Origin of the sequence: Patulibacter medicamentivorans (assembly GCF_000240225.1) — a bacterium.
Classification (GTDB): domain Bacteria; phylum Actinomycetota; class Thermoleophilia; order Solirubrobacterales; family Solirubrobacteraceae; genus Patulibacter; species Patulibacter medicamentivorans.
Genome location: NZ_AGUD01000266.1, coordinates 1 through 21,737, shown reverse-complemented (window position 1 = coordinate 21,737; position 21,737 = coordinate 1). Strand labels below are relative to the sequence as shown.

The 21,737-nt window shown below is 74.1% G+C and carries 29 protein-coding genes and 2 tRNA genes; 14 read left to right on the top strand and 17 right to left on the bottom strand.

The window, feature by feature from the left end:
- From PAI11_RS19000 to PAI11_RS18975, 6 genes are all read left to right on the top strand, one after another.
- Nucleotides 1-245, top strand: a 245-nt coding sequence (locus tag PAI11_RS19000; protein WP_040600990.1) for a hypothetical protein, incomplete at its 5' end; no start/stop codon positions are given.
- Nucleotides 238-519, top strand: coding sequence for a hypothetical protein (locus tag PAI11_RS18995; RefSeq protein WP_040600989.1), 282 nt, complete (start codon nucleotides 238-240; stop codon nucleotides 517-519). The genes PAI11_RS19000 and PAI11_RS18995, both read left to right, overlap by 8 nt.
- A complete protein-coding gene (locus PAI11_RS18990; protein WP_007577812.1) occupies nucleotides 512-1,468 on the top strand; it encodes a DUF5131 family protein in 957 nt (318 codons plus the stop codon). Before PAI11_RS18995 ends, PAI11_RS18990 begins: the two co-directional genes overlap by 8 nt.
- Complete coding sequence (locus PAI11_RS18985) at nucleotides 1,465-1,818, top strand: ASCH domain-containing protein (RefSeq protein ID WP_007577810.1); 354 nt, start codon at nucleotides 1,465-1,467, stop codon at nucleotides 1,816-1,818. Before PAI11_RS18990 ends, PAI11_RS18985 begins: the two co-directional genes overlap by 4 nt.
- The gene (locus PAI11_RS25950; RefSeq protein ID WP_007577808.1) at nucleotides 1,811-2,206 is read left to right on the top strand and encodes a hypothetical protein; all 396 of its coding nucleotides are present in this window, start codon (nucleotides 1,811-1,813) and stop codon (nucleotides 2,204-2,206) included. Before PAI11_RS18985 ends, PAI11_RS25950 begins: the two co-directional genes overlap by 8 nt.
- On the top strand, nucleotides 2,191-2,652 hold the full coding sequence (locus tag PAI11_RS18975; protein ID WP_170320753.1) for a hypothetical protein: 462 nt from the start codon (nucleotides 2,191-2,193) through the stop codon (nucleotides 2,650-2,652). Before PAI11_RS25950 ends, PAI11_RS18975 begins: the two co-directional genes overlap by 16 nt.
- A gap of 375 nt (nucleotides 2,653-3,027) precedes the next feature.
- Here PAI11_RS18975 and PAI11_RS18970 read toward each other — a convergent pair.
- Nucleotides 3,028-3,100 (bottom strand) — tRNA-Thr (locus PAI11_RS18970).
- A 131-nt stretch (nucleotides 3,101-3,231) separates the two neighbouring features.
- On the opposite strand from PAI11_RS18970, the gene PAI11_RS27510 reads away from it, so the two are divergent.
- Complete coding sequence (locus PAI11_RS27510; protein WP_007577804.1) at nucleotides 3,232-3,378, top strand: hypothetical protein; 147 nt, start codon at nucleotides 3,232-3,234, stop codon at nucleotides 3,376-3,378.
- 16 nt (nucleotides 3,379-3,394) lie between these two features.
- Here PAI11_RS27510 and PAI11_RS18965 read toward each other — a convergent pair whose 3' ends face one another.
- The gene (locus tag PAI11_RS18965) at nucleotides 3,395-3,838 is read right to left on the bottom strand and encodes a type II toxin-antitoxin system RatA family toxin (protein WP_007577802.1); all 444 of its coding nucleotides are present in this window, start codon (nucleotides 3,836-3,838) and stop codon (nucleotides 3,395-3,397) included.
- A 66-nt stretch (nucleotides 3,839-3,904) separates the two neighbouring features.
- On the opposite strand from PAI11_RS18965, the gene PAI11_RS18960 reads away from it, so the two are divergent.
- Nucleotides 3,905-4,357, top strand: a complete 453-nt coding sequence (locus PAI11_RS18960; protein ID WP_244406570.1) for a type II toxin-antitoxin system RatA family toxin — start codon at nucleotides 3,905-3,907, stop codon at nucleotides 4,355-4,357.
- A gap of 77 nt (nucleotides 4,358-4,434) precedes the next feature.
- On the opposite strand, the gene PAI11_RS18955 is transcribed toward PAI11_RS18960, so the two are convergent.
- Nucleotides 4,435-5,913 carry a WS/DGAT/MGAT family O-acyltransferase gene (locus PAI11_RS18955; protein WP_007577798.1) on the bottom strand — a complete coding sequence of 493 codons (1,479 nt, stop codon included), beginning with the start codon at nucleotides 5,911-5,913 and terminating at the stop codon, nucleotides 4,435-4,437.
- 124 nt (nucleotides 5,914-6,037) lie between these two features.
- Here PAI11_RS18955 and PAI11_RS18950 point away from each other — a divergent pair, with 124 nt between their 5' ends.
- Entirely contained in the window at nucleotides 6,038-6,484 is a 447-nt protein-coding gene (locus PAI11_RS18950) for a type II toxin-antitoxin system RatA family toxin (protein WP_007577794.1), read from the top strand.
- 49 nt (nucleotides 6,485-6,533) lie between these two features.
- On the opposite strand, the gene PAI11_RS18945 is transcribed toward PAI11_RS18950, so the two are convergent.
- The 4 genes from PAI11_RS18945 to PAI11_RS18935 form a co-directional block, all read right to left on the bottom strand.
- Nucleotides 6,534-7,121, bottom strand: a complete 588-nt coding sequence (locus tag PAI11_RS18945) for an FKBP-type peptidyl-prolyl cis-trans isomerase (protein ID WP_007577791.1) — start codon at nucleotides 7,119-7,121, stop codon at nucleotides 6,534-6,536.
- A gap of 105 nt (nucleotides 7,122-7,226) precedes the next feature.
- The gene (locus PAI11_RS18940) at nucleotides 7,227-7,532 is read right to left on the bottom strand and encodes a hypothetical protein (protein ID WP_007577790.1); all 306 of its coding nucleotides are present in this window, start codon (nucleotides 7,530-7,532) and stop codon (nucleotides 7,227-7,229) included.
- A complete protein-coding gene (locus tag PAI11_RS27505; RefSeq protein WP_007577788.1) occupies nucleotides 7,529-7,696 on the bottom strand; it encodes a hypothetical protein in 168 nt (55 codons plus the stop codon). Before PAI11_RS27505 ends, PAI11_RS18940 begins: the two co-directional genes overlap by 4 nt.
- A gap of 62 nt (nucleotides 7,697-7,758) precedes the next feature.
- The gene (locus tag PAI11_RS18935) at nucleotides 7,759-9,390 is read right to left on the bottom strand and encodes an amidohydrolase (protein WP_007577786.1); all 1,632 of its coding nucleotides are present in this window, start codon (nucleotides 9,388-9,390) and stop codon (nucleotides 7,759-7,761) included.
- 152 nt (nucleotides 9,391-9,542) lie between these two features.
- On the opposite strand from PAI11_RS18935, the gene PAI11_RS18930 reads away from it, so the two are divergent.
- A complete protein-coding gene (locus PAI11_RS18930) occupies nucleotides 9,543-10,556 on the top strand; it encodes a LacI family DNA-binding transcriptional regulator (RefSeq protein ID WP_007577784.1) in 1,014 nt (337 codons plus the stop codon).
- A gap of 15 nt (nucleotides 10,557-10,571) precedes the next feature.
- Here the strand turns inward: PAI11_RS18930 and PAI11_RS18925 are convergent, their stop codons facing one another.
- From PAI11_RS18925 to PAI11_RS18910, 4 genes are all read right to left on the bottom strand, one after another.
- On the bottom strand, nucleotides 10,572-11,006 hold the full coding sequence (locus tag PAI11_RS18925; RefSeq protein ID WP_007577782.1) for a DUF3037 domain-containing protein: 435 nt from the start codon (nucleotides 11,004-11,006) through the stop codon (nucleotides 10,572-10,574).
- Nucleotides 10,990-11,760: a HipA family kinase gene (locus PAI11_RS18920; RefSeq protein WP_007577781.1), complete on the bottom strand. Its 771-nt coding sequence runs from the start codon at nucleotides 11,758-11,760 to the stop codon at nucleotides 10,990-10,992. Before PAI11_RS18920 ends, PAI11_RS18925 begins: the two co-directional genes overlap by 17 nt.
- Nucleotides 11,761-11,823: 63 nt before the next feature.
- Nucleotides 11,824-12,183, bottom strand: a complete 360-nt coding sequence (locus PAI11_RS24775; RefSeq protein WP_050897321.1) for a VOC family protein — start codon at nucleotides 12,181-12,183, stop codon at nucleotides 11,824-11,826.
- Nucleotides 12,184-12,324: 141 nt separating this feature from the next.
- Nucleotides 12,325-12,406 (bottom strand) — tRNA-Tyr (locus tag PAI11_RS18910).
- 111 nt (nucleotides 12,407-12,517) lie between these two features.
- Between PAI11_RS18910 and PAI11_RS24770 the strand changes: the two genes are divergently transcribed.
- Nucleotides 12,518-13,462 (top strand): SCP2 sterol-binding domain-containing protein, encoded by a 945-nt coding sequence (locus tag PAI11_RS24770; RefSeq protein WP_007577778.1) that lies wholly within the window; start codon nucleotides 12,518-12,520, stop codon nucleotides 13,460-13,462.
- A 95-nt stretch (nucleotides 13,463-13,557) separates the two neighbouring features.
- On the opposite strand, the gene PAI11_RS18900 is transcribed toward PAI11_RS24770, so the two are convergent.
- Nucleotides 13,558-14,724, bottom strand: coding sequence for a sigma-70 family RNA polymerase sigma factor (locus tag PAI11_RS18900; RefSeq protein WP_007577776.1), 1,167 nt, complete (start codon nucleotides 14,722-14,724; stop codon nucleotides 13,558-13,560).
- A 356-nt stretch (nucleotides 14,725-15,080) separates the two neighbouring features.
- On the opposite strand from PAI11_RS18900, the gene mptA reads away from it, so the two are divergent.
- Nucleotides 15,081-16,100 carry a GTP cyclohydrolase MptA gene (mptA, locus tag PAI11_RS18895; RefSeq protein WP_007577773.1) on the top strand — a complete coding sequence of 340 codons (1,020 nt, stop codon included), beginning with the start codon at nucleotides 15,081-15,083 and terminating at the stop codon, nucleotides 16,098-16,100.
- Nucleotides 16,101-16,109: 9 nt separating this feature from the next.
- Here mptA and pgsA read toward each other — a convergent pair whose 3' ends face one another.
- Genes pgsA through PAI11_RS18875 form a run of 4 tightly spaced genes read right to left on the bottom strand, consistent with a single transcriptional unit; the run spans nucleotide 16,110 to nucleotide 19,193 of the window.
- Nucleotides 16,110-16,658, bottom strand: a complete 549-nt coding sequence (pgsA, locus tag PAI11_RS18890; RefSeq protein WP_007577771.1) for a CDP-diacylglycerol--glycerol-3-phosphate 3-phosphatidyltransferase — start codon at nucleotides 16,656-16,658, stop codon at nucleotides 16,110-16,112.
- 50 nt (nucleotides 16,659-16,708) lie between these two features.
- Nucleotides 16,709-17,602: an EamA family transporter gene (locus PAI11_RS18885; protein WP_211656631.1), complete on the bottom strand. Its 894-nt coding sequence runs from the start codon at nucleotides 17,600-17,602 to the stop codon at nucleotides 16,709-16,711.
- Nucleotides 17,599-18,468, bottom strand: a complete 870-nt coding sequence (locus PAI11_RS18880; RefSeq protein WP_007577768.1) for an ABC transporter permease — start codon at nucleotides 18,466-18,468, stop codon at nucleotides 17,599-17,601. The genes PAI11_RS18885 and PAI11_RS18880 overlap by 4 nt, the downstream gene beginning before the upstream one ends.
- A complete protein-coding gene (locus PAI11_RS18875) occupies nucleotides 18,465-19,193 on the bottom strand; it encodes an ABC transporter ATP-binding protein (protein WP_244406569.1) in 729 nt (242 codons plus the stop codon). The genes PAI11_RS18880 and PAI11_RS18875 overlap by 4 nt, the downstream gene beginning before the upstream one ends.
- A 219-nt stretch (nucleotides 19,194-19,412) precedes the next feature.
- Between PAI11_RS18875 and PAI11_RS18870 the strand changes: the two genes are divergently transcribed.
- Nucleotides 19,413-20,030 (top strand): ATP-dependent Clp protease proteolytic subunit, encoded by a 618-nt coding sequence (locus PAI11_RS18870; RefSeq protein WP_007577764.1) that lies wholly within the window; start codon nucleotides 19,413-19,415, stop codon nucleotides 20,028-20,030.
- Nucleotides 20,031-20,057: 27 nt separating this feature from the next.
- Here PAI11_RS18870 and PAI11_RS18865 read toward each other — a convergent pair whose 3' ends face one another.
- A complete protein-coding gene (locus PAI11_RS18865) occupies nucleotides 20,058-20,957 on the bottom strand; it encodes an alpha/beta hydrolase (protein ID WP_007577762.1) in 900 nt (299 codons plus the stop codon).
- Nucleotides 20,958-21,034: 77 nt separating this feature from the next.
- Between PAI11_RS18865 and PAI11_RS18860 the strand changes: the two genes are divergently transcribed.
- Nucleotides 21,035-21,737: RsbRD N-terminal domain-containing protein (locus tag PAI11_RS18860; RefSeq protein ID WP_040600985.1), on the top strand; the 703-nt coding region annotated here is incomplete at its 3' end.

Genomic DNA, 21,737 nt, shown 5'->3' with positions numbered 1-21,737 from the left:
CCGCCTGGGCCGCCGAGGCCGCCGAGGCCGCCGAGGCCGCCGAGGCCGCCGAGGCCGCCGAGGCCGCCGAGGCCGCCGGTCGTGCAGCTGCGCGACGGGCGGCCCGTGAGCACGTGACCAAGAAGCTGGCGCCGTTGGTCGAGCGCCGCCACACCGAGGCAGTGGCCTTCCTCGAGCAGCTCTGCGCGATCCAGGCCGACGGCGAGGACGCCTCCGGGAGCGCAATGGAGGCGGCCCGTGCCTAGCAACCCGTCGGCTGCCGCGCTGCGGCCGCTCACCCTCGACCTGCTGATCGCTGCGCGCACGTCAGGTCTCGCGCGCATGGTCGCGACGACGACGATCGACGGCCGTCACGTCGAGGTCACCATCCAGCGCACCCAGGCCGACGCGCGCGACGACGACCTCGAGCCCGCCGTTGAGGAGGACGTGCTGGTCAGGGCCGGCACACGATCCCGCCTGGCGACCGTGATCGCCGGCCCGGCCGACTGGATCGAGGCCGCGGAGTCCGGCCGTGGGTGACCGGACCGGGATCCAGTGGACCGACGCGACGTGGAACCCCGTGACGGGGTGCTCCAAGGTCTCGCCCGGCTGCGCCAACTGCTACGCCGAGACCGTCGCGAAGCGGTTCCCTGAGAAGTTCACCGACGACGGTACGTTCCGTCCCTGGACGCCCGAGAACACGGGCCACAACGTGCTGCTGCACCCCGACCGGCTCGACCAGCCGCTGCGCTGGACGCGACCGCGGATGGTGTTCGTGAACTCGATGTCGGATCTCTTCCACGACGACGTCCCGGCCGAGTTCATCGCCGAGGTCTTCGCGGTCATGGCTGCGGCGCCGACCCACACCTTCCAGCTGTTGACCAAACGCCCGGAGCGGATGCAGGCCGTCGTCGGCAGCCCGCTGTTCCGCAACGTCGTCGAGGCGAAGCTCGCGGCGCTCATCCGCGGCGGCGCCGCGGCCCCGCCCGACTACCTCGCCGGTACCTGGCCCCTCCTGAACGTCTGGCTCGGCGTGTCGATCGAGAACCGTCGCTACGTGGACCGCGCCGACGTCCTGCGCGCCACGCCGGCGGACGTGCGATTCATCAGCGCCGAGCCGCTGATCGGTCCCGTGGTCTACGACCGCTGGACCGGCGACCCCGGCCACCAGGTCCACGGGTCGTGGCTCGACGTCTACGACGGGCCGCAGCTCGACCTCACGAACATCGACTGGCTGATCGTCGGCGGCGAGAGCGGCCCCGATGCCCGAACGATGGACCTCGCCTGGGTGCGTGCCCTCCGCGACGCCTGTGCCGCGTCCGGCACGGCGTTCTTCATGAAGCAGCTGGGCACCCGGCTGGCGGCCGGACTGGCCAGCAGGAAGGGCGACGATCCCGACGAGTGGCCGGAGGACATCCGGGTCCGACAGATGCCGGACCTCTACCGGCAGCGCTGGATGCTCGGCCCGACCCAGGCCGGGCCGTCGTGATCTTCCGTCCGACCCTGGCCGCCGCCGTGATGGCGGGCGAGAAGACGGTCACGCGCCGCGTCGCGAACCAGCGGCCGCGGTCGCCCTGGTACGCCGGAGCACGGTCGCTGGTCGGCCGTCGGGTGGCCGTGCAGCCCGGCCGCGGCCAGCACGCCATCGGGACGGTCGAGGTCATCGAACATTTCCTGGGCGGCCTCGGCCATCTCGACGCGGCGGAGGCGCGCGCCGAGGGCTTCGCGTCGGTCGCCGAGTTCGAGGCGACGTTCGCCGCCCTGAACGGCACCTACGACCCTCACGTCTTGGTCTGGGTCGTCCGGTTCACCGATCCCCAGCCGGTCGCTCGTGGCTGAGCCGACGATCATCGACGCGACCGACACGCTGCCGCCGGGCTGGCTGGACGGCCGGTCCTGGGCCGCCGGGCCCGAGGTCGCGATCAGCTACCGGGACCCCGCCGCCGGGCCCGCCCGGGCGCCGGGCGACGTCGACGCGCTGCTGTGGGGCGGGTCGCTCGACGACGGGACGGTCATCGCCCAGATCACCTGGGGGACCGGGTCGATCTCCGCCCGCTGGCGGCCCGCCACCGGCTACCGGTGCGAGGAGACGATCAGCGGGTCCGCGGCGCCGAGCGGGCACCGAGCCGACATCAACCAGACGTGGAGCGCGTTCCTGCGCATCAACGCCGAGGCCGACCAGCGCGTCCGTGAGGAGTTCCGTCGCCGGGGGTGGCCGTACCCGTGACCACGCCCGCGTCGATCGAGCTGGTCTGCGTCGTATGCGACGCGACCTGGACCGTCAGGCGGAGCGGGGGCCGGTACCCGACGAAGTGCCCGCCGTGCACGAAGCGGAAGTGGCGGAACCAGCCGTGCGAGGAGTGCGGTCGCCGCCGGCTCGTGGCGGGCCGCCGGCAGCTGGGCCCGTGGTGCACGGCCTGCTCCCCCCGCAAGGCCCAGCTCGATGCAGCACAGGCCCGCCAAGACGCCCTGCGCGCGCGCTGCGCCGAGCTGGGCGTCGAACTGCGCACCACCGACACCGGCCGGCCCTACGTCGTCATGCCCGACGGCTGGCGGGCCTACATCGATACCGACCTGGACTGGCGGCTCGTCGCCCACGACCTGCGCCAGACCACCAACGAGGAACACCCGATGCCCCACACCACCACCAAGGAGACGACGCGCCGTGCCTAACACCCCCACGCCGAGCTGGGCCGACCTGCCGCGAGCGACGCAAGTCATCCTCGCTTACCTCGAAGACGCCGGGCACGACGAGCAGGACGTGATCCCACTCCAGCTCGCGATGGAGCTGCGCCGCCAGGGCCTCGACCTCCGCGACGGCCAGCTCCGCAACCTCCGCGACCTCGGCCTGCTCGACCTCGTCGGCGAGCCCGGCGGCCTGACGCACGTCGTGCTGACCAACGCCGGCCAGACCACCTGCGCTGGCCGCTTCCACGCCGCGGACCACATCCCGACTCGCGAGGAAGGACCGGAAACGGACCGGAAAACCCCTCCCGCTGAGCCCTCCGGCGGGGCCGTCAAGGCCGCGAACGCCGATGGGGACTGCGAAGCCCTCTGCCGGACTCGAACCGGCGACCCCTTCCTTACCATGGAAGTGCTCTACCAACTGAGCTAAGAGGGCGGGAGTCGGAAGAGTAGCGGGCCGGGGCGGGGTACGCAGGCTCGGGTTCGCCGGGCGGGTCGCGGACGGCTTCGCGGCGTGTGCCGCAGCGCACCCACGGAGCGTGGATCTTTTCTTATGATGGGATCATCATGATTCGAAGTCTCTTCTCCGTCATCGGCAGTGGGTTCCTCGAGCTGGGCCGCCTCGGCAGCGCCCCCGCCGGCCCGCAGCGCCGCAACCAGCGCGCCGAGGGCGCCGTCGAGCAGCACCCGCAGCCGCCGCGCCCGATCGGCTGATCCGCCGAGCCGCCGGTCAGGCCGGAGCGCCGTCGCGCTCGACGCGGTCGCGCAGCTCCGCCACCGCCGTCCGCAGCGCCCGCTCGGCCACCGTCCGCGCCACCCGGCCGGGCACCGGGAACCCCAGGTCGACCCCGACCTCGTAGGTCGCCAGCGTCGTCCCGTCGCCGCGCTCCTCGAACCGGTACTCGCCGTCGATCGAGCGCAGGTCGCCCTCGACGTACTCCCACCAGATCCGCCGCGGCGGGTCGTAGTGGTAGCGCAGGACGTAGCGCGCGCTGCGGATCTTCAGGTCGAGCTCGGTCTCGACCAGGCTGCCGCGGCCCTCGGCGTCCCGCTCGAGGACCTCGCAGCGGCGGACCGCCCCCTGCCAGGCGCTGTAGCGCTCGAAGTCCAGCAGCACCTCGAAGCACGCCCGGGCGTCGCCGCGGATGACCTCGCTGTGGCTTCCCCGGTGCACCCGCGGACCGTATCCGACCGCCGCCCGACCGGGTACCGTCCCGGCCATCATCCGGGAGGGACGCACGTGGGACGCTTGAAGGGCACTGCCAGCGCCGAGCTCGACGCACCGGTCGAACGCGTCTGGGAGGTGATCTCCGAGATCGCCGCGATCGGCGAGTGGCAGGGCACGATGGACGGCGTCCAGGTGCTCGAGCGCGACGGCGACGGCCGGGCCGCCACGGCCAGGATCGAGATCGACGCCAAGATCCGCGTGCTGAAGTCGACCGTCCGCTTCGCCCACGAGCCGCCGACCCGGCTCAGCTGGCGCCAGCAGTCCGGCGACTTCGCCTCGATGGAGGGCTCGTGGACGCTGGAGGACCTCGGCGGCGGCCGTACCCGCGCCACCTACGCGCTCGACATCGACCCCGGCTTCGGGCTCGGGATGTTCCTGCGCGGCGACGTCGAGCAGAAGCTCCGCGAGCGGCTGGTCACCCGCCGCCCCGAGGAGCTGCGGGCGCGGCTCGCCGCCACCGCCTGACCGCGACCGTCACGTTCCGGTCGCCCACCGTCCGGAACGCCACGTCGCCCCGCGCCGCCCGCGGCCCCACCCGCCCCCTACCCCGCGCCGTTGCCCGCGGCCACCGCCAGCGCCTTCAGCGCCTCCAGCTCCTCCTCCATCCCCGCCGCCACCAGCTCGGGGTCGGGCACCTGGTCCCGGTCGACGACGATCCCGGCGTCGATCCGCCCCAGGTAGCTCATCACCGTGATGTTCATCCCGACGCCGTGGGTCACCGGCGAGACGGGGACCAGGCTCTCGATCCGCGCCCCGGCGCAGTACAGCGGCACCTGCGGTCCCGGGACGTTCGAGACGATCAGGTTCATCGGCGGGCGCACCCCCGGGCGGCCGGCGATCCCGAGCGTGATCTTCGTCGCCTGGGCGAAGAGCGCCGGCGGCAGGAAGCGAGTCGCGTCGATCAGCGCGTCGGCCGGCACCGCCTCGTGGCGCTGCTTGGCGGTCATCATCGCCGCCCGCGCCGCGGCCAGCCGCTCGTCCGACTCACGCAGGTTGGTCGGCAGCGGCACGACCATCCCGCCGACCCGGTTGCCGAAGGTGCCGTACTGCTCGGGCGTCCGCACCGACACCGGCACCAGCGCCAGCAGCGGCTCGTCCGGCAGCGCCTCGTGCTCCAGCAGCCAGCGCCGGACGCCGCCGGCCGCGATCGCCATGATCACGTCGTTGACGGTCGTCCCGAGCGCCGTCTTGACCGCCTTGACCTCGCCCAGGTCGAGCCGCACGTGGGCCATCCGCAGGTGGCCGGAGAGCCGGTTGCTGAACGGCACCTGTGGCGCCGACCCCGACGGCGGCTCCAGCAGCGGCCGGTCGTCCCCGGTCAGCGGCCGCGCGATCGCGCGCGCCATCCGGCCGGCCGTCCGCAGGCCCGGGATCCACCCCGACCCCGGGATCGCCCCGGCGTTGACCACCAGCCGCGGCAGCGCCGTCGCCTGCTTGCGCGCTCGCTTCGGGGCCGCGGCGATCGTCCGCAGCAGCATCTCGACCGGGCTCGGCGGGTGCTCGAGCTCGGACCCGGTCGGGGCCTCGACCTCGCGGCCCTCCGGCGAGAGGTCGAACATCGCCCCCAGGATCTCGGCCCCGGAGACCCCGTCGACGAGGGCGTGGTGGACCTTCGAGAAGAGCGCGCAGCGGCCGTCGGCGAGCCCCTGCACCAGGTACAGCTCCCAGAGTGGCCGCTGGCGGTCGAGCGGCTGAGAGAACAGCCGGCCGATCAGGGTCGCGACCTCGTCGTCGCCGCCCGGCGCCGGGACGGCCGTCTCGCGCACGTGGTAGCCCAGGTCGAACTCCGGGTCCGTCGCCCAGTAGCCGTGGTCGAGGCCGAGCGGGACGCCGACCAGCTTCCACCGGAACGGCGGCAGCAGCGGCATCCGGCTGTGCATCATGTCGCGCAGCGCGTCGATCGTCAGCCGACCGCCCGGCGCGTCGCTGGGGTCGAGCACCACGTACGCCGAGACGTGGCCGACGGTCCGATCGCCCTCGTGGGCGAGGAACAGCGCGTCCAGGCTGGTGAGCTGCCGCATCGGGTCCTCTCTCCTCGTGTCGCCCGACCCTATCCGCCCGGTGGGACCCGCGGGGCGCCTGCGAGGGCTCGCGCCGGGGACGTCCGTGGGCTAGCTTTCCGCGCGACCGACGACGGAGGACGACGTGGCACTGAGTGGTGAGGCGAGCGCCGAGATCGAGGCGCCGATCGAGCAGGTCTGGCCGTTGATCGAGGACATCTCGACGATCGTCGACTGGCAGGGCGGGGTCCAGTCGATCGAGATCCTCGAGCGCGACGGCGACGGGCGGCCGGTGCTGTGCGAGATCGTCAGCGACGCCAAGGTCAAGTCGATCAAGACCCGCGTGCGGTTCACGCACCAGCCGCCGACCCGGCTCTCCTGGATCCAGGAGAAGGGCGACGTCAAGGCGCTGACCGGCTTCTGGGCCCTGGACGACCTCGGCGAGGGCCGGACCCGCGCGACCTACGCGGTCGAGGTCGACCCCGGCCGCGTGCTCGGGATGCTCGTCAAGGGGCCGGTCGAGGGCGTCGTCCGCTCGATCCTGGTCGGCAGCCGGCCGGCCGAGCTGAAGCGGCTGGCCGAGGGCGGCTGACCGCTGCGGGGCGCGGCGCCGCCCGGCGACGCCGCGCCGCCGTCCGGGATCAGCCGCCCTGGCCGGTCCCGACGAGGTCGATGATGAAGACGAGGGTGTCGCCCGGCTTGACCTTGCCGTCGGGCGTGCCCTGGTCGGCGTAGCCGAGGGCCGCCGGGACGACGAGCACGCGGCGACCGCCGACCTTCATCCCCGGGACGCCCTTGATCCAGCCCTCGATCAGGCCGCCCTCGACGAGCGGGAAGGCCGCCGGCTGGCCGCCGTCCCACGAGGACTCGACCTTCTTGCCGCCCCAGACGGCCAGCGTGTACTGGACCTGGACGTTGTCGCCGAGCTTGGCCGCCGGGCCGTCGCCGACGACGACGTCCTTGGCCTCCAGCTCCTTCGGCGGGGTGCCGGACGTGACCGGGACCTTCGGCGCCTTCGTGACGTCGTCGCCGACCTCGCCGGCGATCTTGTCGGCCGCCGCCCCGCTGGCGACCGACGGCGCGGCCGCCTCGGTGGTCGTCGAGGCGGTCTGCTCCGTCGAGGCGCTGCCGTCGCTCTTGGCGTCCTTCGACGTGCGCTCGTCGCCGCAGCCGGCGGCGATCAGGGCGAGCGCGACCAGGGGCACGGGAAGCAGATGGCGTCCGATCATGCGGGGCAGCGTAGTCCAGCCGCCGCGGCGGCGGGGCCAGGGGCGGACGAGCGGACGGCCGCCGGCGTCCCGGCCGGCCGCCGTTCGCAGACGCGCGCGTCCCCCTCAGGCCGCCGCCGCGTCGACCGTCGTCAGCCGCTCGTAGGCCCGGCGGTCGCGGCGCCGGATCCGCAGCGCCAGCAGCACGCCGGCCACGAAGACGATCGGCAGCGGGACGATCAGCAGCACGTTGGCGGTCGTGCCCGCGGCGGTCAGCAGGTCGAAGTTCTTGACGATCAGGACGCAGGTCGCGGCCAGCGCGAGCGCCGCCAGCCCCGGCGCGACCAGCCGCTGGACGACGGTCGCGTCGCGGCGGTCGCGGCGGAAGAACCCGACCACCGCGACCGAGCAGAGCGCCTGGAGCGCGATCACGCCCGGGATCCCGGTCCCGTTCGTCCACAGGAAGGTCGCATGTAGGGGTCGGCGCCGAGGATCGTGAAGATCGCGATCACCGCCAGCGCGCAGGCGGTCTGGGTCAGGCTGGCGACGCCGGGGGCGCCGCTCATCGCCGTGAGGCCGACGGCGAAGACCGCCATCACGATCCCCGCGACCAGGCCCCGATCGCGCCGTCCTCCTCCGTGCGCCGGTGGCGCGGTCCTCAGCCCCGGTCCCGGTGGACGACCTCGCCGTCGACGACGGTCAGCCGGATCGGCAGCTCGGGCAGCTCGTCGGCCGGCGTCCGGACCGGGTCGTCGGCGAAGCCGCTGAGGTCGGCGACGAAGCCGGGCGCGATCCGCCCCTGACGCGCCTGCTCGCCGACCGTCGCGGCGGCCCAGTCGCTGTAGCCGCGCAGCGCCTCGAGGCCGTCCAGCGCCTGGTCGGGCTCGAAGACCGGCGCGTCGCGCTGGCCCGGCGTCCGCCGCAGTCGCGCCCAGGCCATCCCCAGCCGCGGGTCCTCCTGGGCCACGGGCCAGTCGGAGCCGAGCGCCAGCCGGGCCCCGGCGTCGAGCACGTCGCGGGTCCGGAAGGCGCGTCCCGCGCGCTCGGGGCCGAGCCGCGTCGCCCACGAGTCCGAGCCGTCGCCCGCCCGCCACTGCATGTGCAGCGGCTGCATCGAGGCGACGACGTCCTCGGCGGCCAGCCGCGCGAGGTCGTGGTCGGTCAGCGTCTCGAGGTGCTCGATCCGGTGCGGCGCGCCGTTCTCGGGCCGTGCGGCCGCGTCGCGATAGGCGTCGAGCGCCGCGGCGACCGCGCGGTCGCCGCAGGCGTGGGTCACGCACTGGAAGCCGGCGCGGGCGAAGCGGGCCACGACCTCGGCGTAGCGCGCCGGATCGGGCCAGAACGGCGCCCGGCCGCCGCCGAGGGCGTCCGGCTCGTAGAGCCAGGCGGTGCCGGAGTCGACCACGCCGTCGGCGAACAGCTTCGCGACACCGCCACGCCAGCGGCGACCGCGCTCGTGCAGCAGCGGCAGCTGCTCGGCGATCCGCTCGTCGCTGACGTCGGGCGTCTGCCAGAGCGGCACGACCAGCCGCAGCGGCAGTTCGCCGGCCGCCTCCAGCTCGCGCAGGATCGCGAACGTCTCGGGCGAGCCGTCCATCACGTGGCCGCCGGTCAGGCCGAGGCCGGCCAGCCGCCGCAGCGTCGCCGCGACCTGCCGGCGGTAGGCGGCCGGGGTCGGCGCCGGGGCCGCCTCGAGGACCGCGCCATAGGCGCTCATCTCGCGCAGCTCGCCGGTCGGCGCGCCGTCGCGGCAGACGACCTCGGAGGCGTCCTCGAACGCGACCGGACCGTCGATCCCCGCCAGCCGCAGGGCGGCCGGGCTGGCCAGCGCGGTGTGGATGTCGAAGAAGAGCAGCAGCGTCGGAGCGCCGGCGATCGCGTCCTCGATCGCGGCCGCCTCGATCGGCCGCCCGGCGAAGGCGGCGTAGTCCAGGCCCCAGCCCCGGATCCAGGCGCCGTCGCCGACCCGCCGCCGCTCGGCGGCGAGCGCGTCGCGGACGGCATCGAGGTCCTTGAGCCCGCGGAGGTCGACCCCGACGGCCAGCTCCGAGCCCCAGATCGGGTGCAGGTGGGAGTCGACCAGGCCCGGGACGATCGAGAGGCCGGAGCCGTCGACGACGGTCGTCGTGGCGTCGCAGGACTCGCGAACCTCGGCGTCGTCGCCGACCGCGACGATCACGCCGTCGCGGATCGCGATCGCGCTGGCGGTCGGGCGCGCCGGGTCGAGCGTCCGCACGGCCGCCCCGAGGACGGCGAGGTCGGCGGTCGTCGTGGTGGGCGTCTTCGCCATGGGCGCACGATAGACCAAAACGTTTTGGTCATGGGATTTCCTTTCGCTCGCCGCCCTTGCGCCCTCCGGGGACGGGCGGCGACCGAGCGTCCAGGATACGGCGCACGCAGCCCGTCGTCCCCGCTGCCCGGCCGTCGAGTAGCGTCTCGGCGATGTCCGAACGTCGGGTCACGATCCGGGACGTCGCCGCCGCCGCCGGGGTCTCGGTGACGACGGTGTCGCACGCGCTCAACGGCAAGGGCAGCGTCGATCCGGCCACGCGCGAGCGCGTGATCGCCGCCGCCGGCGACCTCGGATACCGCGCGAGCCGTGCCGCCCGCGCCCTGCGCTCGGGCCGGACCGGCGTGATCGCGATGCTGCTGCCGGCGCCCGACACGCTCGACGCCGAGCGCGAGATGCTCAGCCTCGACTACTACATGCAGCTGGCGATGGCCGCCGCCGGCGCCGCCTTCGAGCGCCACCACCCGCTGCTGCTGACGCCGCCGCTGAAGACCGTCGCCGAGCTGCGCGAGCTCGGCGTCGACGGCGGGATCCTCTGCGACCCGGGTCGCGCGGACCCGCGGCTGGCGCTGTTCGAGGAGCTCGGCCTGCCGGTCGTGACGATCGAGCGCGACCTCGGCCGGCCCGAGCACCGCTGGTACGTCCGCGGCGACAACGAGGCCAACACCCACGAGCTGCTCGACCACCTGGCCGACGCCGGGGCGACGCGGGTGGCGATGCTCGCCGCCGAGTCCGACTGGGCCTGGTCGGCGGAGTCCGAGCAGGCCTACCGCGCCTGGTGCGCCAGCCGCGGGCAGGAGCCGATCGTCGAGGTCACGGGCCTGCATCAGCTGGAGGCTTCGGCCTACGAGAGCGGCGGGCGGCTGCTCGATCGCCCGCAGCGCCCGGACGCGATCTTCGCGCTCGCCGAGAGCTACGCCACCGGCGTCGTGCGGGCGGCGCGCGACCGCGGGCTCGAGGTCCCGCGCGACCTGCTCGTGGCCAGCGGCATCGACAGCCAGCAGACCCGCGAGGCGACCCCGCCGATCACCACGATCGACCTGCTGCCCCAGGATCAGGGCGCCGCGGCCGCGCGGCTGCTGGTCGAGCGGCTCGAGGGCGCCGAGCCGGCGGCCCCGGTGGTCGTCCCGGCGGCGCTGCGGATTCGCGCCAGCACGCAGCCCTGAGCCACGGCCGCCGGCTCAGCCGTCGGCGACCGGCGGGTCGACCAGCTGCGCCGTCAGCCGCTCCAGCGCCGCGTCGGGGTCGCTGCAGAGGCCGATGTGGACCGGCGAGGGCTGGACGATCGTGCTCGACGGCGCGGCGATCCAGCCGAACCGGTCGGAGCGGTCCATCGCGGCGATCGCGCCCGCGGCCGGGTCCCCCTCGGCGACGCGGACGATCCCGTCCAGGTGCTCCTGCAGCGCGTCGAGGTCGAGCCCCGGGTCGAGCGCCGCCAGCCGCGCGCGGTCGACCCGGATCCGCACGCCGAGGAACGCCCGGCGACGGCAGTGCAGGACGACGCCGACGTTCAGCCCCTCGCCGCGCTCCTGCGACGGGACGACCCGCAGGACCGCGTACTGGAAGACCTCGCGGTCGCCGGCCGGCGGGGCGTCGGGATCAGGCGGTCCGGGCATCCTCGGCCTCCTCCACGAACTCGCGGGGCGCCCGCAGGCGCGCCAGCAGGTCCTCGACGTGCAGCTCCGCGGCCGGCCCGTCGAGCCACGGCTCGGGAACCAGCCCGACGACCTCCCGCACCAGCCGCTCGGTGACCAGCGGGGCCAGCCGCGCGTCGGCCTCGGCGATCGAGGCCGCCCGCGGCAGCAGCACGTGGTCGCGGATCGCGGCGAAGCGCCCGCGAGCCCTCGCCGGGTCGAGGCCGGCGTGCTGGCGGTAGCGGGCGGCGCCGTGGTCGATCAGCCAGACCCGCTCGTGCCAGGTCAGCAGGTTCGGGTTGCGCGGCGTCCGGTCGACGTTCTCGCAGAGCGCGTCCAGCCAGACGATCGCCGCGGCCAGCTCGGGATCGGGCTGCGGGCCGGTCGCCGGCGCGTAGGGCAGCGCCCGCGGCAGGAAGTCGAGGCCGACGTTGAGGCCGGCGCTGGCGGCCAGGTGCTCCTGGATCTCGGGATCGGGCTCGGCCACCGACAGGTCGCGCGGCAGCTCGACGAGCACGATCTCCGGCACCAGCATCCCCAGCTCCGGCACCGCCGTCGCCAGTGCCCGGGCCAGCTCGCCGACGACGATCTCGGCGACCAGCGCCTTGGTGCCCTGGGCCGCGCCGGAGAGCTTGACCACGTAGAGCCCGAGGTCGTCCGCCTCGACCAGCGCCGGCACCGACCCGCCCTCGCGCAGCGGCGAGACGTAGCGGGTGGCCTGGACGGTGCGGAGCACGCTGCGCAGCGTACCCGGGGCGATCCGGCGCCCGCGGCCGGGGTCGCGGGCGCCGTCGGCCGGTCAGGCGGCGTGACGGGCGTGGAGCATCAGGTCGTTGCCGTCCGGGTCGGTGAAGAGCGCCATGTGGCAGACGCCGGTGTCGAAGGTGTCGCCGGCGAACGCGACCCCCTGCGCCTCGAGCTCCGCGCGGGCCGCGGCGACGTCGTCGACGTGCAGCGCCAGGTGGGCGTTCTTCTGCGGCGCGAACGGCCTCCCGAGCCGCTCCGGCTCCCAGATCGAGACGCAGGTCTCGCCGACCCAGAACTCGGTCGGGGCGTTGGGGTCCTGGCGCAGGCCCAGGGTCTCGCCGTAGAAGCGACGGGCGCGCTCGGCGTCCTGGGTCGGGATCCCGACGAAGTCGAGCTTGGTGATGGTGGGCATTGGTGCTCCTCGTGGTCGAGCGGAACGGATCGAGGAGGACCTTGCCATCGATAGCGGTCAGCCCATGACCGGAATCGCTCGGGCCGTCGCGCGGGGCGGGCCGGGAACGACGAAGCCCCCGGCGGACCGGGGGCTTCTCAGTGGGGGGAGCAGGATTCGAACCTGCGTAGGCAGAGCCAACGGGTTTACAGCCCGTCTCCTTTAACCACTCGGACATCCCCCCGAGTGCGGCCAGCGATGCTAGCGCGAGCACCCGGTTCCGTGTCGGCTGATCCCGCCGACGCCGTCGCGCCGATCCCCCACCCGTTCCTACCCGTGGTAGCATCGGCGTCCGATGAGCTCCCAGCCGACCCCGTCCACGCTGTCGCACGACGACCTGGTCGCCCTCGCCCGCGACGCCGACGTCGCCGAGCTGGCGCGGATCGTGCGCGACCGCGATCCGGCGGCGCTGCGGCGCGAGCTGCGCGGCGACGCCCGCGACCTGGTCCTGGAGGAGGTCTTCCGGCGGTTCCCGGAGTACGTCGACGGCGACCGGATCGCGGCCCTCGAGGGCGTCGTCCTGGGCTTTCGGATCGTCGACGAGGGCGCCGCCGGGTCGCACCACCACGTCCGCTTCGACCGCGGCAGCTGCCAGGCGGGGCCGGCCGTCGCCGGGGTCGATCCGCGGGTGGCGCTGCAGCTGGGCGCCGCCGAGCTGCTGCTGCTGGCGACCGGCAACGGCCGCCCGGCCGAGTGGCTGCTGCGCGGCCTGCTCGACGTCTCCGGCGACGCGCCCTTCGCGCTCGAGCTGGCGGGCTTCTTCCGGGTCCCGGCCGCCGACGGCGAGCCGACGGCCCGCCTGAACCCGCTCGACTTCGACGTCGGCGCGATCTCGCGCGTGATCGGCGAGGCCGACCCCAAGCAGCTCCAGCGACGGCTGCGGGGCCCGATCCGCGAGCTGGTCGTCGACCAGGCGCTCGCCAAGTTCCCCGAGTTCTTCAAGCCGCACCGGGCCGACGGCGTCGACGCCACGATCGGCTGGGCGATCACCGGGCCCGACGACGAGCCGACGCTGCGGCGCGCGATCCGGATCGCCGACGGCGCCTGCACCCCGCTGCACGAGGGCGCCGAGGACCCGACCGCCCTGATCCGACTCGACACCGTCGAGTTCCTCAAGCTGATCACCGGCAACAGCCAGCCGGCGCTGGCCTTCGTCCGCCGCAAGCTGAAGATCAGCGGCGACCTGCCGGCCGCGGCCAGGCTGCTGACGATGTTCGTGATCCCCTCGCCGAACGGCTGAGGGGACCCCGGAACGTCGAAAGGGGCCCCGCCTCCCGCGGAGCCCCTGACGTCTTGCGGTGGACGCCGCCGAGATGCGCTGCGTCTACGCGCGCCTCAAACGGCGTCGCGGAGTCGCTGGGCCTCGGGCAGCGACTCGAGCTTCTTGAGCGTGTGGCTCTCGATCTGGCGGATCCGCTCGCGGGTGACGTCGAACGCGCGGCCGACCTCCTCCAGCGTGCACGGCTGGTCGCCGGAGAGGCCGAAGCGCATCTCGATCACCTCGCGCTCGCGCTTGGGCAGCGTCGACAGCGCGCGGCGGACGTGCTCGCGGCGCAGCTGCTCGCTGGTCAGCTCGAACGGCGACTCGGCGTCCTTGTCCTCGACGAAGTCTCCGAGCGAGGACTCCTCGTCCTCGCCGACCGGCTTCTCGAGCGAGATCGGCTGCTGCGAGATCCGCAGGATGTCACGGACGTCGCGGACCTCCATCTCGACCTCGGAGGCGATCTCCTCCGGCGTCGGCTGGCGGCCCAGGGTCTGGACGAGCTGGCGCTCGACGTGAACGACCTTGTTGAGCTTCTCGACCATGTGGACCGGGATCCGGATCGTGCGGCCCTTGTCGGCGATCGCGCGCGTCACGGCCTGGCGGATCCACCACGTGGCGTAGGTGGAGAACTTGTAGCCGCGGCGGTAGTCGAACTTCTCGACCGCGCGGATCAGGCCCAGCGAGCCCTCCTGGATCAGGTCCAGGAAGCTCAGGCCGCGGCCCAGGTAGGCCTTCGCGATCGAGACGACGAGGCGCAGGTTGGCCTCGATCATCGCCCGCTTGGCCTCGACGTCGCCGCGCTCGATGCGCTTGGCGAGGTGGACCTCCTGATCGGCCGTCAGCAGCGCCACGCGCCCGATCGAGCGCAGGTACATGCGCAGCGAGTCGAGGCTCGGCTCGACCGTCAGGTCGATCTGCGGACGGGCCTTGGTCGCGCTGCCGGACTCGCGGTCCTTGCGCGACCCGGCGTGCTCCAGCCGCTCGGCCTCGCGGGCCGTGCGGTCGGTCGCGTCGCCGTGGTTGTCGCCGTCGCCGTGGAGGACGTCGACACCCAGCTCCTCCAGGTGCGCGTGCAGGTCGCGGACCTGCTCCTTGGTGACCTCGGCCTCTTCGAGCACCGCCGCGATCTGGGCCACGGTCAGGTACCCGCGTTCCTGGCCGTCGGCGATCAGCGTGCGCAGCTCGTCGATCTCGGTGATCGGCGCCTCGTCGGCCAGCAAGGCCTCGTTGTCGCTCACGTCGGAACCTTCTCCTCAGTCGGTTCTTCGACACCCCCCGGACACCGCCGGCGGGCTCTCCAGTTCTCTCCACATCAGCGGCTTCGCGATCGTGGCCCCGGGTCGCTGCCCGCGGTGCCGACGTCGGCCGTTCGCTGTCGCCAAGGTCTAGCACAGCTTTCCGCGATCGGCGCTGCGAGGGTGACGGCGATCACACAACCGGCGCTCCGCCGCGGGTCCGCGAGCCCCGTCCGGAAGCCGCGGCGACGGGCCCGCGGTCGCGGGCGCGTACCGTATGCCGGAGATCCGACTCGACCCACCCCGCCCGCGCGACCGGCGCGCGGCGTCCGGCGGGCCACAGCGAGGACCACGTCCCGATGCCGTCCACCACCACGCACTCCGCACTCGACGTCCAGAACCAGCGCCCGACGGTCCACGTCGCCCTCTCGCGCGTCGGCGTCGCCGGCGTCGAGAAGCTGATCCGCGTCGGCCGCCCCGGCGAGGAGGTCCCCTACCTCGCGACGCTGGAGACGGTCGTCGACCTCGGCCCGCACCAGAAGGGCGCGCACATGTCGCGCTTCGAGGAGGTCGTCAACGGCGCGATGGCGGACGTCGTCGTCGGCGGCGAGCCGGTGCTGCGGGCCGAGGACCTGGCCCGCCAGGTCGCGGTCGCGATCCGCGACCGCCAGGGCGCCCGCCGGGCCGAGGTCCGGATCACCGCCCGCTACCCCGAGGACCGCCCCGCGCCGGTCTCCGGGATCCCGACCCAGGAGATCTTCACCCTCCACGGGATCGCCGTCGCGACCGACGCCGGCACCCGCACGGTCACCGGCGTCACCGCCCAGGGGATGACGGCCTGCCCCTGCGCCCAGGAGCACCTGCGCGACAGCTCGACCACGCGGCTGCGCGCGGCCGGCTTCGACGACGCCCAGATCGAGGCGATCCTCGAGGCGGTGCCGGTCGCGACCCACAACCAGCGGGGCCTCGGGACGCTCTACCTGGGGCGGATCAACGAGGACCCGACGCGCCGCGACGCCACCGTCGACATCGACGCGCGGGCGATGGTGCGGGTCGTCGAGCAGTCGATGAGCTCGGAGATCTACGAGCTGATGAAGCGCAGCGACGAGGGCTCGGTGGTCGAGAAGGCCCACCGCAACCCGCGCTTCGTCGAGGACTGCGTGCGCGAGATGCTGCGGGGCGTCGTCGAGGGCTTCGGCGGACTCGCGGACGAGGCGTTCGTGCTGGCCCGCCAGGAGAACCTCGAGACGATCCACCAGCACGACGTGGTCGCCGAGCGCTACGGCACCCTCGGCGAGCTGCGGGCCGAGCTGGTCGGCGGCGTCGAGCCGTCGTCGCACACGTCGCTGCGGGAGTGGCTGGACGCGGCCGGGCGCTGAACCCGGGCGTCAGCCGAGCGGCACGCGCGGCGGCGCCATCGCCCGGCGCATGCCGAGGAAGTAGTCGACGCCGCTCCAGAGCGTGATCGCGACCATCCCGTAGACCAGCACGTCGAGCCAGGCCGGCGACGGGACGATCAGGATCAGCAGCAGGATCACGAGCATCTGGATCGCCGCCTTCCACTTGCCGAGCCAGGCGGCGGCGATCACCTCGCCCTGCTGGGCGGCGAACGTGCGCGCCAGCTGGACGACCAGCTCGCGGCCGATCACCACCACCGCGACCCACAGCGCGAGCCGGTCGAGGTGGACGAGCACGATCAGCGCCCCGCCGACCAGCAGCTTGTCGGCCAGCGGGTCGGCGAGCTTGCCGAACGACGAGATCTGCTCGCTGCGGCGCGCGAGCCAGCCGTCGACGAAGTCGGTGACCCCCGCGACGACGAAGATCGCCGCGGCGACGACGTCCCAGCCGTCGGTGCGCTGCAGCAGCGCGGCGACGAACAGCGGCACCAGCAGGATCCGCCCCACGGTCAGGACGTTGGGGACGTTGACGGGCGGCACGGCGCCCGGAAGTATCGCGTGCCGGAGCCCTGCGTGTGGCCGCCGTCCGCTCACGGCAGCGGCGCTCCGGAGGCGGCCGGAGCCGCCGCCGAGCCGCGCGTCACCCCGACGCCGGCGGCGACCACCAGCCCGATCCCGGCCAGCCCGAGCAGCTGCGGCGCCTGGCCCAGGACCACGAGCCCGGCCAGCAGCGCGACGCCGGGCTCGAGCGCCATCAGGACGCCGAAGGCGCCCGGCGCGATCCGGCGCAGCGCCAGCTGCTCCAGCGAGTAGGGGACGACCGACCCGGTGATCGCCGTGACCAGCCCGATCCCCAGCACCGAGGGGTCGACCAGCTCGCCGCCGCCGTCGACCACGCCCGGGACGAGCGCGACCAGCGCGGCGATCGCCATCGCCACCGCGACCGGCTCGAGCCCCGGGAGCTGCGCCGCGGAGCGGGCCCCGAGCGGGATGTAGAGCCCCCAGCAGAGCGCCGCCAGCAGCAGCCACGCGACGCCGACCGGGTCGGCCCCGGAGCTGCTCCACGGCTCGGTCAGCGCCAGCACGCCGAGCGCCGCGACCGCGACCCAGACGCGGTCCCGCGGCCGGCGGGCGAGCACCGCCCCGACGGTCAGCGGGCCGAGGAACTCGATCGCGACCGCGGTTCCCAGGTCGACCCGCTCGATCCCCAGGTAGAAGGCCAGGTTCATCACCCCCAGCGCCAGGCCGTAGGGCAGCACGGCGCGGCGGCCGGCCGCCGACATCGCGCCCCAGCGGGGTCGCACCAGCAGCAGCAGGATCGCCGCCGCCAGCACGGTCCGCACGAGGGTCGCCCCGGCCGCGCCGACCTCGTCGAACATCTTGGTCGCGACCGCCGCCGAGACCTGGATCGACCCGATCGACCCGAGCACCAGCAGGATGTCGGGGGCGCCGCGCCGCGCCGGCGCTGGTCCCGCGGGGCTCACGGCTTCAGCCGGTGCCCGGTCCGGAAGAGCCAGGCGCACCACCCGCTGAGGACCACTGCCAGCACCGCGACGACCGCCAGCGAGAGCCCGATCGGCACGTCGCTGGTGCCCGAGAAGCCCTCGCGGAACGCCTGCACGAGGTAGAAGATCGGGTTCAGGTGGCTGACCACCTGCCAGCCCTCGGGCAGCCGGTCGACCGAGTAGAAGATCCCGCCGAGGAAGCTCAGCGGCAGGATCACCAGCGTCGTCACGAAGGCCATGAAGTCCCACGACTTGGCGTAGATCCCGGCGATCACCCCCAGCTGGGCGAACGCGACCAGGATCAGCGCGGTCGCGACCACGAGCACCAGCGGCTGCTCGATCGAGACGCCGGTCATCACGACGGCGCAGGCCAGCAGCACGATCCCGGTCAGCAGGCCGCGGACGACGCCCCCGATCGCGACGCCGATGTTGACCTCCCACCACCGCAGCGGGCTCGACAGGACGTCGTTGAGGAAGCGGTCCGAGCGGGCCTGGAAGAGCGTCGAGGAGTTGTTCGAGTAGGCCGCGGTGAGGATCGCCTGGACGACCAGCCCGGGGACGATGAACTGGTCGTAGGGGACGCCGTCGACGTCGGCGATCCGGTCGCCGAGCGCCATCCCGAAGACGACGATGAAGAGCAGCGACGAGATCACCGGGGCGACGATCGTCTGGACCCAGAGCTTCAGGAAGCGGACGATCTCGCGCTCGCAGAGCCACAGCAGGCCGCGGCGCTCCTCGGCGAACGGCTCGTCGTAGGCCGCCGGCGGCGGCAGGTGGCCGGCGCAGCGGTCGCCGGCGTCGCGGGCCGCGACCACCGCCGCCGGATCGGTCACGTGGGAGCTCACGCGCGCTCCTCCGCGACCGGCTTCTGCGCCATCGCCCGCAGGTAGACCTCGGCGATGTCACGGGCGCCGTAGCGCGCCCGCAGGCCGTCGGCGCTGTCGCGGGCGATGATCCGGCCCTCGCGGATCAGGCCGATCTCCTGGCAGAGCGCCTCGGCCTCCTCGAGGTAGTGGGTCGTGAGCAGGATCGTGGTGCCGACCTCGTGCAGGCGGCGGGTGTACTCCCAGAGCTCGGTCCGCAGCTCGACGTCGACGCCGGCGGTCGGCTCGTCGAGGATCAGCAGCCGCGGCGAGTGCATCAGGGCGCGGGCGAAGAGCAGCCGCCGGCGCATGCCGCCGGACAGCGCCGGCGGTCGCACCCGGGCCTTGCCGGAGAGGTCGAAGACCTCCATCAGCTCCCGCGCCCGGGCCTGCGCACGGGCCCGGCCGATCCCGAAGTAGCCGGCGTGGTAGACGAGCACCTCCTCGACGTTCATGAAGCGGTCGAGGTTGATGTCCTGCTCGGCCAGGCCGACGAGCCGCCGGGCCTCGCGGGTCGTGTGCTCGTGGCCGAAGATCTCGATCCGCCCCGCGGTCGGGCGGACGAGGTTGCAGACGCTGCCGATCAGGGTCGTCTTGCCCGCGCCGTTGGGCCCGAGCAGGCCGAAGAACGCCCCGTCGGGCACCTCGAGGTCGAGGCCCTCGACGGCGGTGAAGCCCCCGGCGTAGGTCTTGGTGAACCCGCTCACGCGGAGCGCCGGCGGGACCGCGGGGCGAGACTCCTGATCGGCGCGCCGGGGATCGGTGATCGACGAGGCACGCACCGCCCCAACTCTAGATGACGGCATCAGCACGACCTGTGGCCGCCCGCGGGTGGATGCGAGGTGGTCGTGGACCGAGCAGGTCGGTTCGAACGAGTCGAGAGCGTCCACGACTGCCTCGCATCGCCCGCTCGGTAGGGTGGGCGCATGCCTCTGGTTCCCGTCGTCGTCGAGCGCACCGCGCGCGGTGAGCGCGAGTACGACATCTTCAGCCGCCTGCTCAACGAGCGGATCATCTTCCTCGGGCAGGGGATCGACGACCAGATCGCCAACCTCGTCATCGCGCAGCTGCTGCACCTGGCCAGCGACGACGAGGACAAGGACATCTCGATCTACATCAACTCGCCCGGCGGGTCGGTGACGGCGGGGCTGGCGATCCTCGACACGATGAACTTCGTCAAGCCCGACGTGCGGACGATCTGCGTCGGGATCGCGATGTCGGCCGGCTCGCTGCTGCTGGCCGGCGGCGCGAAGGGCAAGCGGTTCTCGCTGCCGAACTCGCGGATCCTCACCCACCAGCCGTCGGTCTCCGGCTTCGAGGGCCAGGCGACGGACATCGAGATCCACGCCCGCGAGCTGATCAAGACCCGCGCCAAGCTGAACCAGATCTACGTCGAGCTGACCGGCCAGCCGCTCGAGGTGATCGAGCGCGACATGGAGCGCGATCGCTTCTTCAGCCCCGAGCAGGCCAAGGAGTACGGCCTGATCGACCAGGTCCTCGGCGCCGAGTCGGACGTGTCGCCGACGCCGGCCGGCAAGGCCTAGGCGCCCTCGCGGGGGCGACCGCCGGCGTCAGCCGGCCGTCGCCGCCCGCAGCCGCTCGCCGAGCTCGGCGAGCGCGTCCTCGGCCTCGCGCAGCATCCCCGCCTGCAGCTGGAAGTCGTGCCAGAGGCCGGCGAAGCGGCGGTACTCGATCGGATGGCCGGCGGCGCGAGCGCGCTCGACGAAGCGGTCGGCGTCGCTGACCAGGATGTCGTCGGCGCCCGCGTGGACCACGATCGGCGGCAGCCCGTCGAGGTCGATCGAGAGCGGCGAGAGCCCCGGTCGGTCGAGCCGCCCGCCGCCGGCGTAGGCATCGGCGCAGGACGAGATCCAGGCGACGTTCAGCAGCGGGTCGCGCTGGGCGTAGGCGGTGATCGTCGGGCCGGAGAGCGTCAGGTCGAGCCACGGCGAGATCAGCCCGATCGCCCCGGGCAGCGCGACCCCGCGCTCGCGCAGGCGGTTGGCCAGGGCCAGCGCCAGGCCCGCCCCCGCCGAGTCGCCGGCGAGCGCGATCCGCCCGGCCGCCAGCCCCCGGTCGAGCAGCGCGCGGTAGGCCGCCTCGGCGTCGTCGAGCGCCGCCGGGAACGGGTGCTCCGGCGCCAGCCGGTAGTCGAGCAGGTGGACCGCCGCCCCGCTGGCCTGGGCCAGCCACGCCGCCAGCGCCCGGTGCGTGACCAGCGACCCGGTCGTGTAGCCGCCGCCGTGCAGGTACAGGACCGCCCGCTCCGGGTTCGCGTCGGGCCCCGCCAGGCGATCGGCCGGCCGGCCGCCGAGCTGCTCGGTCGCCCGCGTCGTCGCCGCCGGCAGCGGCGTCGCGCGGGTGAACACGTCCAGGTAGGCGCGCTGGACGCCGAACGGGAACCGCGGGTGCAGGACCGGCTTGACCAGCGTCCGGAGCGACGCGCGAAGGGCGGGGCGGGGCAGGTGCACGGCCCGCAGCCTACGGAGCGCGATCGCCGTCGCACTGTGGCCACGCCACAAGCTGCGGGGGCGCTACTGTCGCCGGGATGGCCTCGCCGACCGGCACCCCGCCCGATCGCCCGGCCGCGTCGGGGATCGACTGGGGCGTGATGGTCGGGCGCCTGATCGACGATCGGGCCTGGTTCGACGGCATGGTCGCCACCGTCACCGAGGAGATCCACCGGCGGGTCCCGGAGCTGGGCGACGATCCCGACCTCGTGCGGGCGACGGCCGAGAGCGTCGCGGACAACCTGCGGCTGTTCGGGGCGATCGCCCACGGCCGGCTCGACGCCGACCGGATCGACCTGCCGGCGCTGGCGGTCGAGTGGGCGCGCCGCCTGGCCCACCGCGGCGTCCCGCTCGACGCGCTGCTGCGGACCTACCAGACCGCCCACGTCACGGTCTGGCGGACCTGGTCCGGGCTGCTGCACGACGAGCTCGACGACCCGGCGATGCTCGCGGCGGCGATCGAGCAGGGCTCCGAGGCGATGTTCTCGTTCATCGACGCGCTGGTCGAGCGGGCCCGCGAGGTCTACCGCGAGGAGCGCGAGCAGTGGGCGCGCAGCAGCGCCGCGCTGCGGGCCGAGACGGTGCGGGCGCTGCTCGACGGCGCCACCATCGACCTGACCACCGCCGGCCAGCGCCTGCGCTACGACCTGCGCCGGCACCACGTCGCGCTGCTGGCCTGGGACGCCGGCGGCGGCGACCGGCCCGCGGCCGAGCTGGAGCGCGCGGTCGCCGACGCCGCCC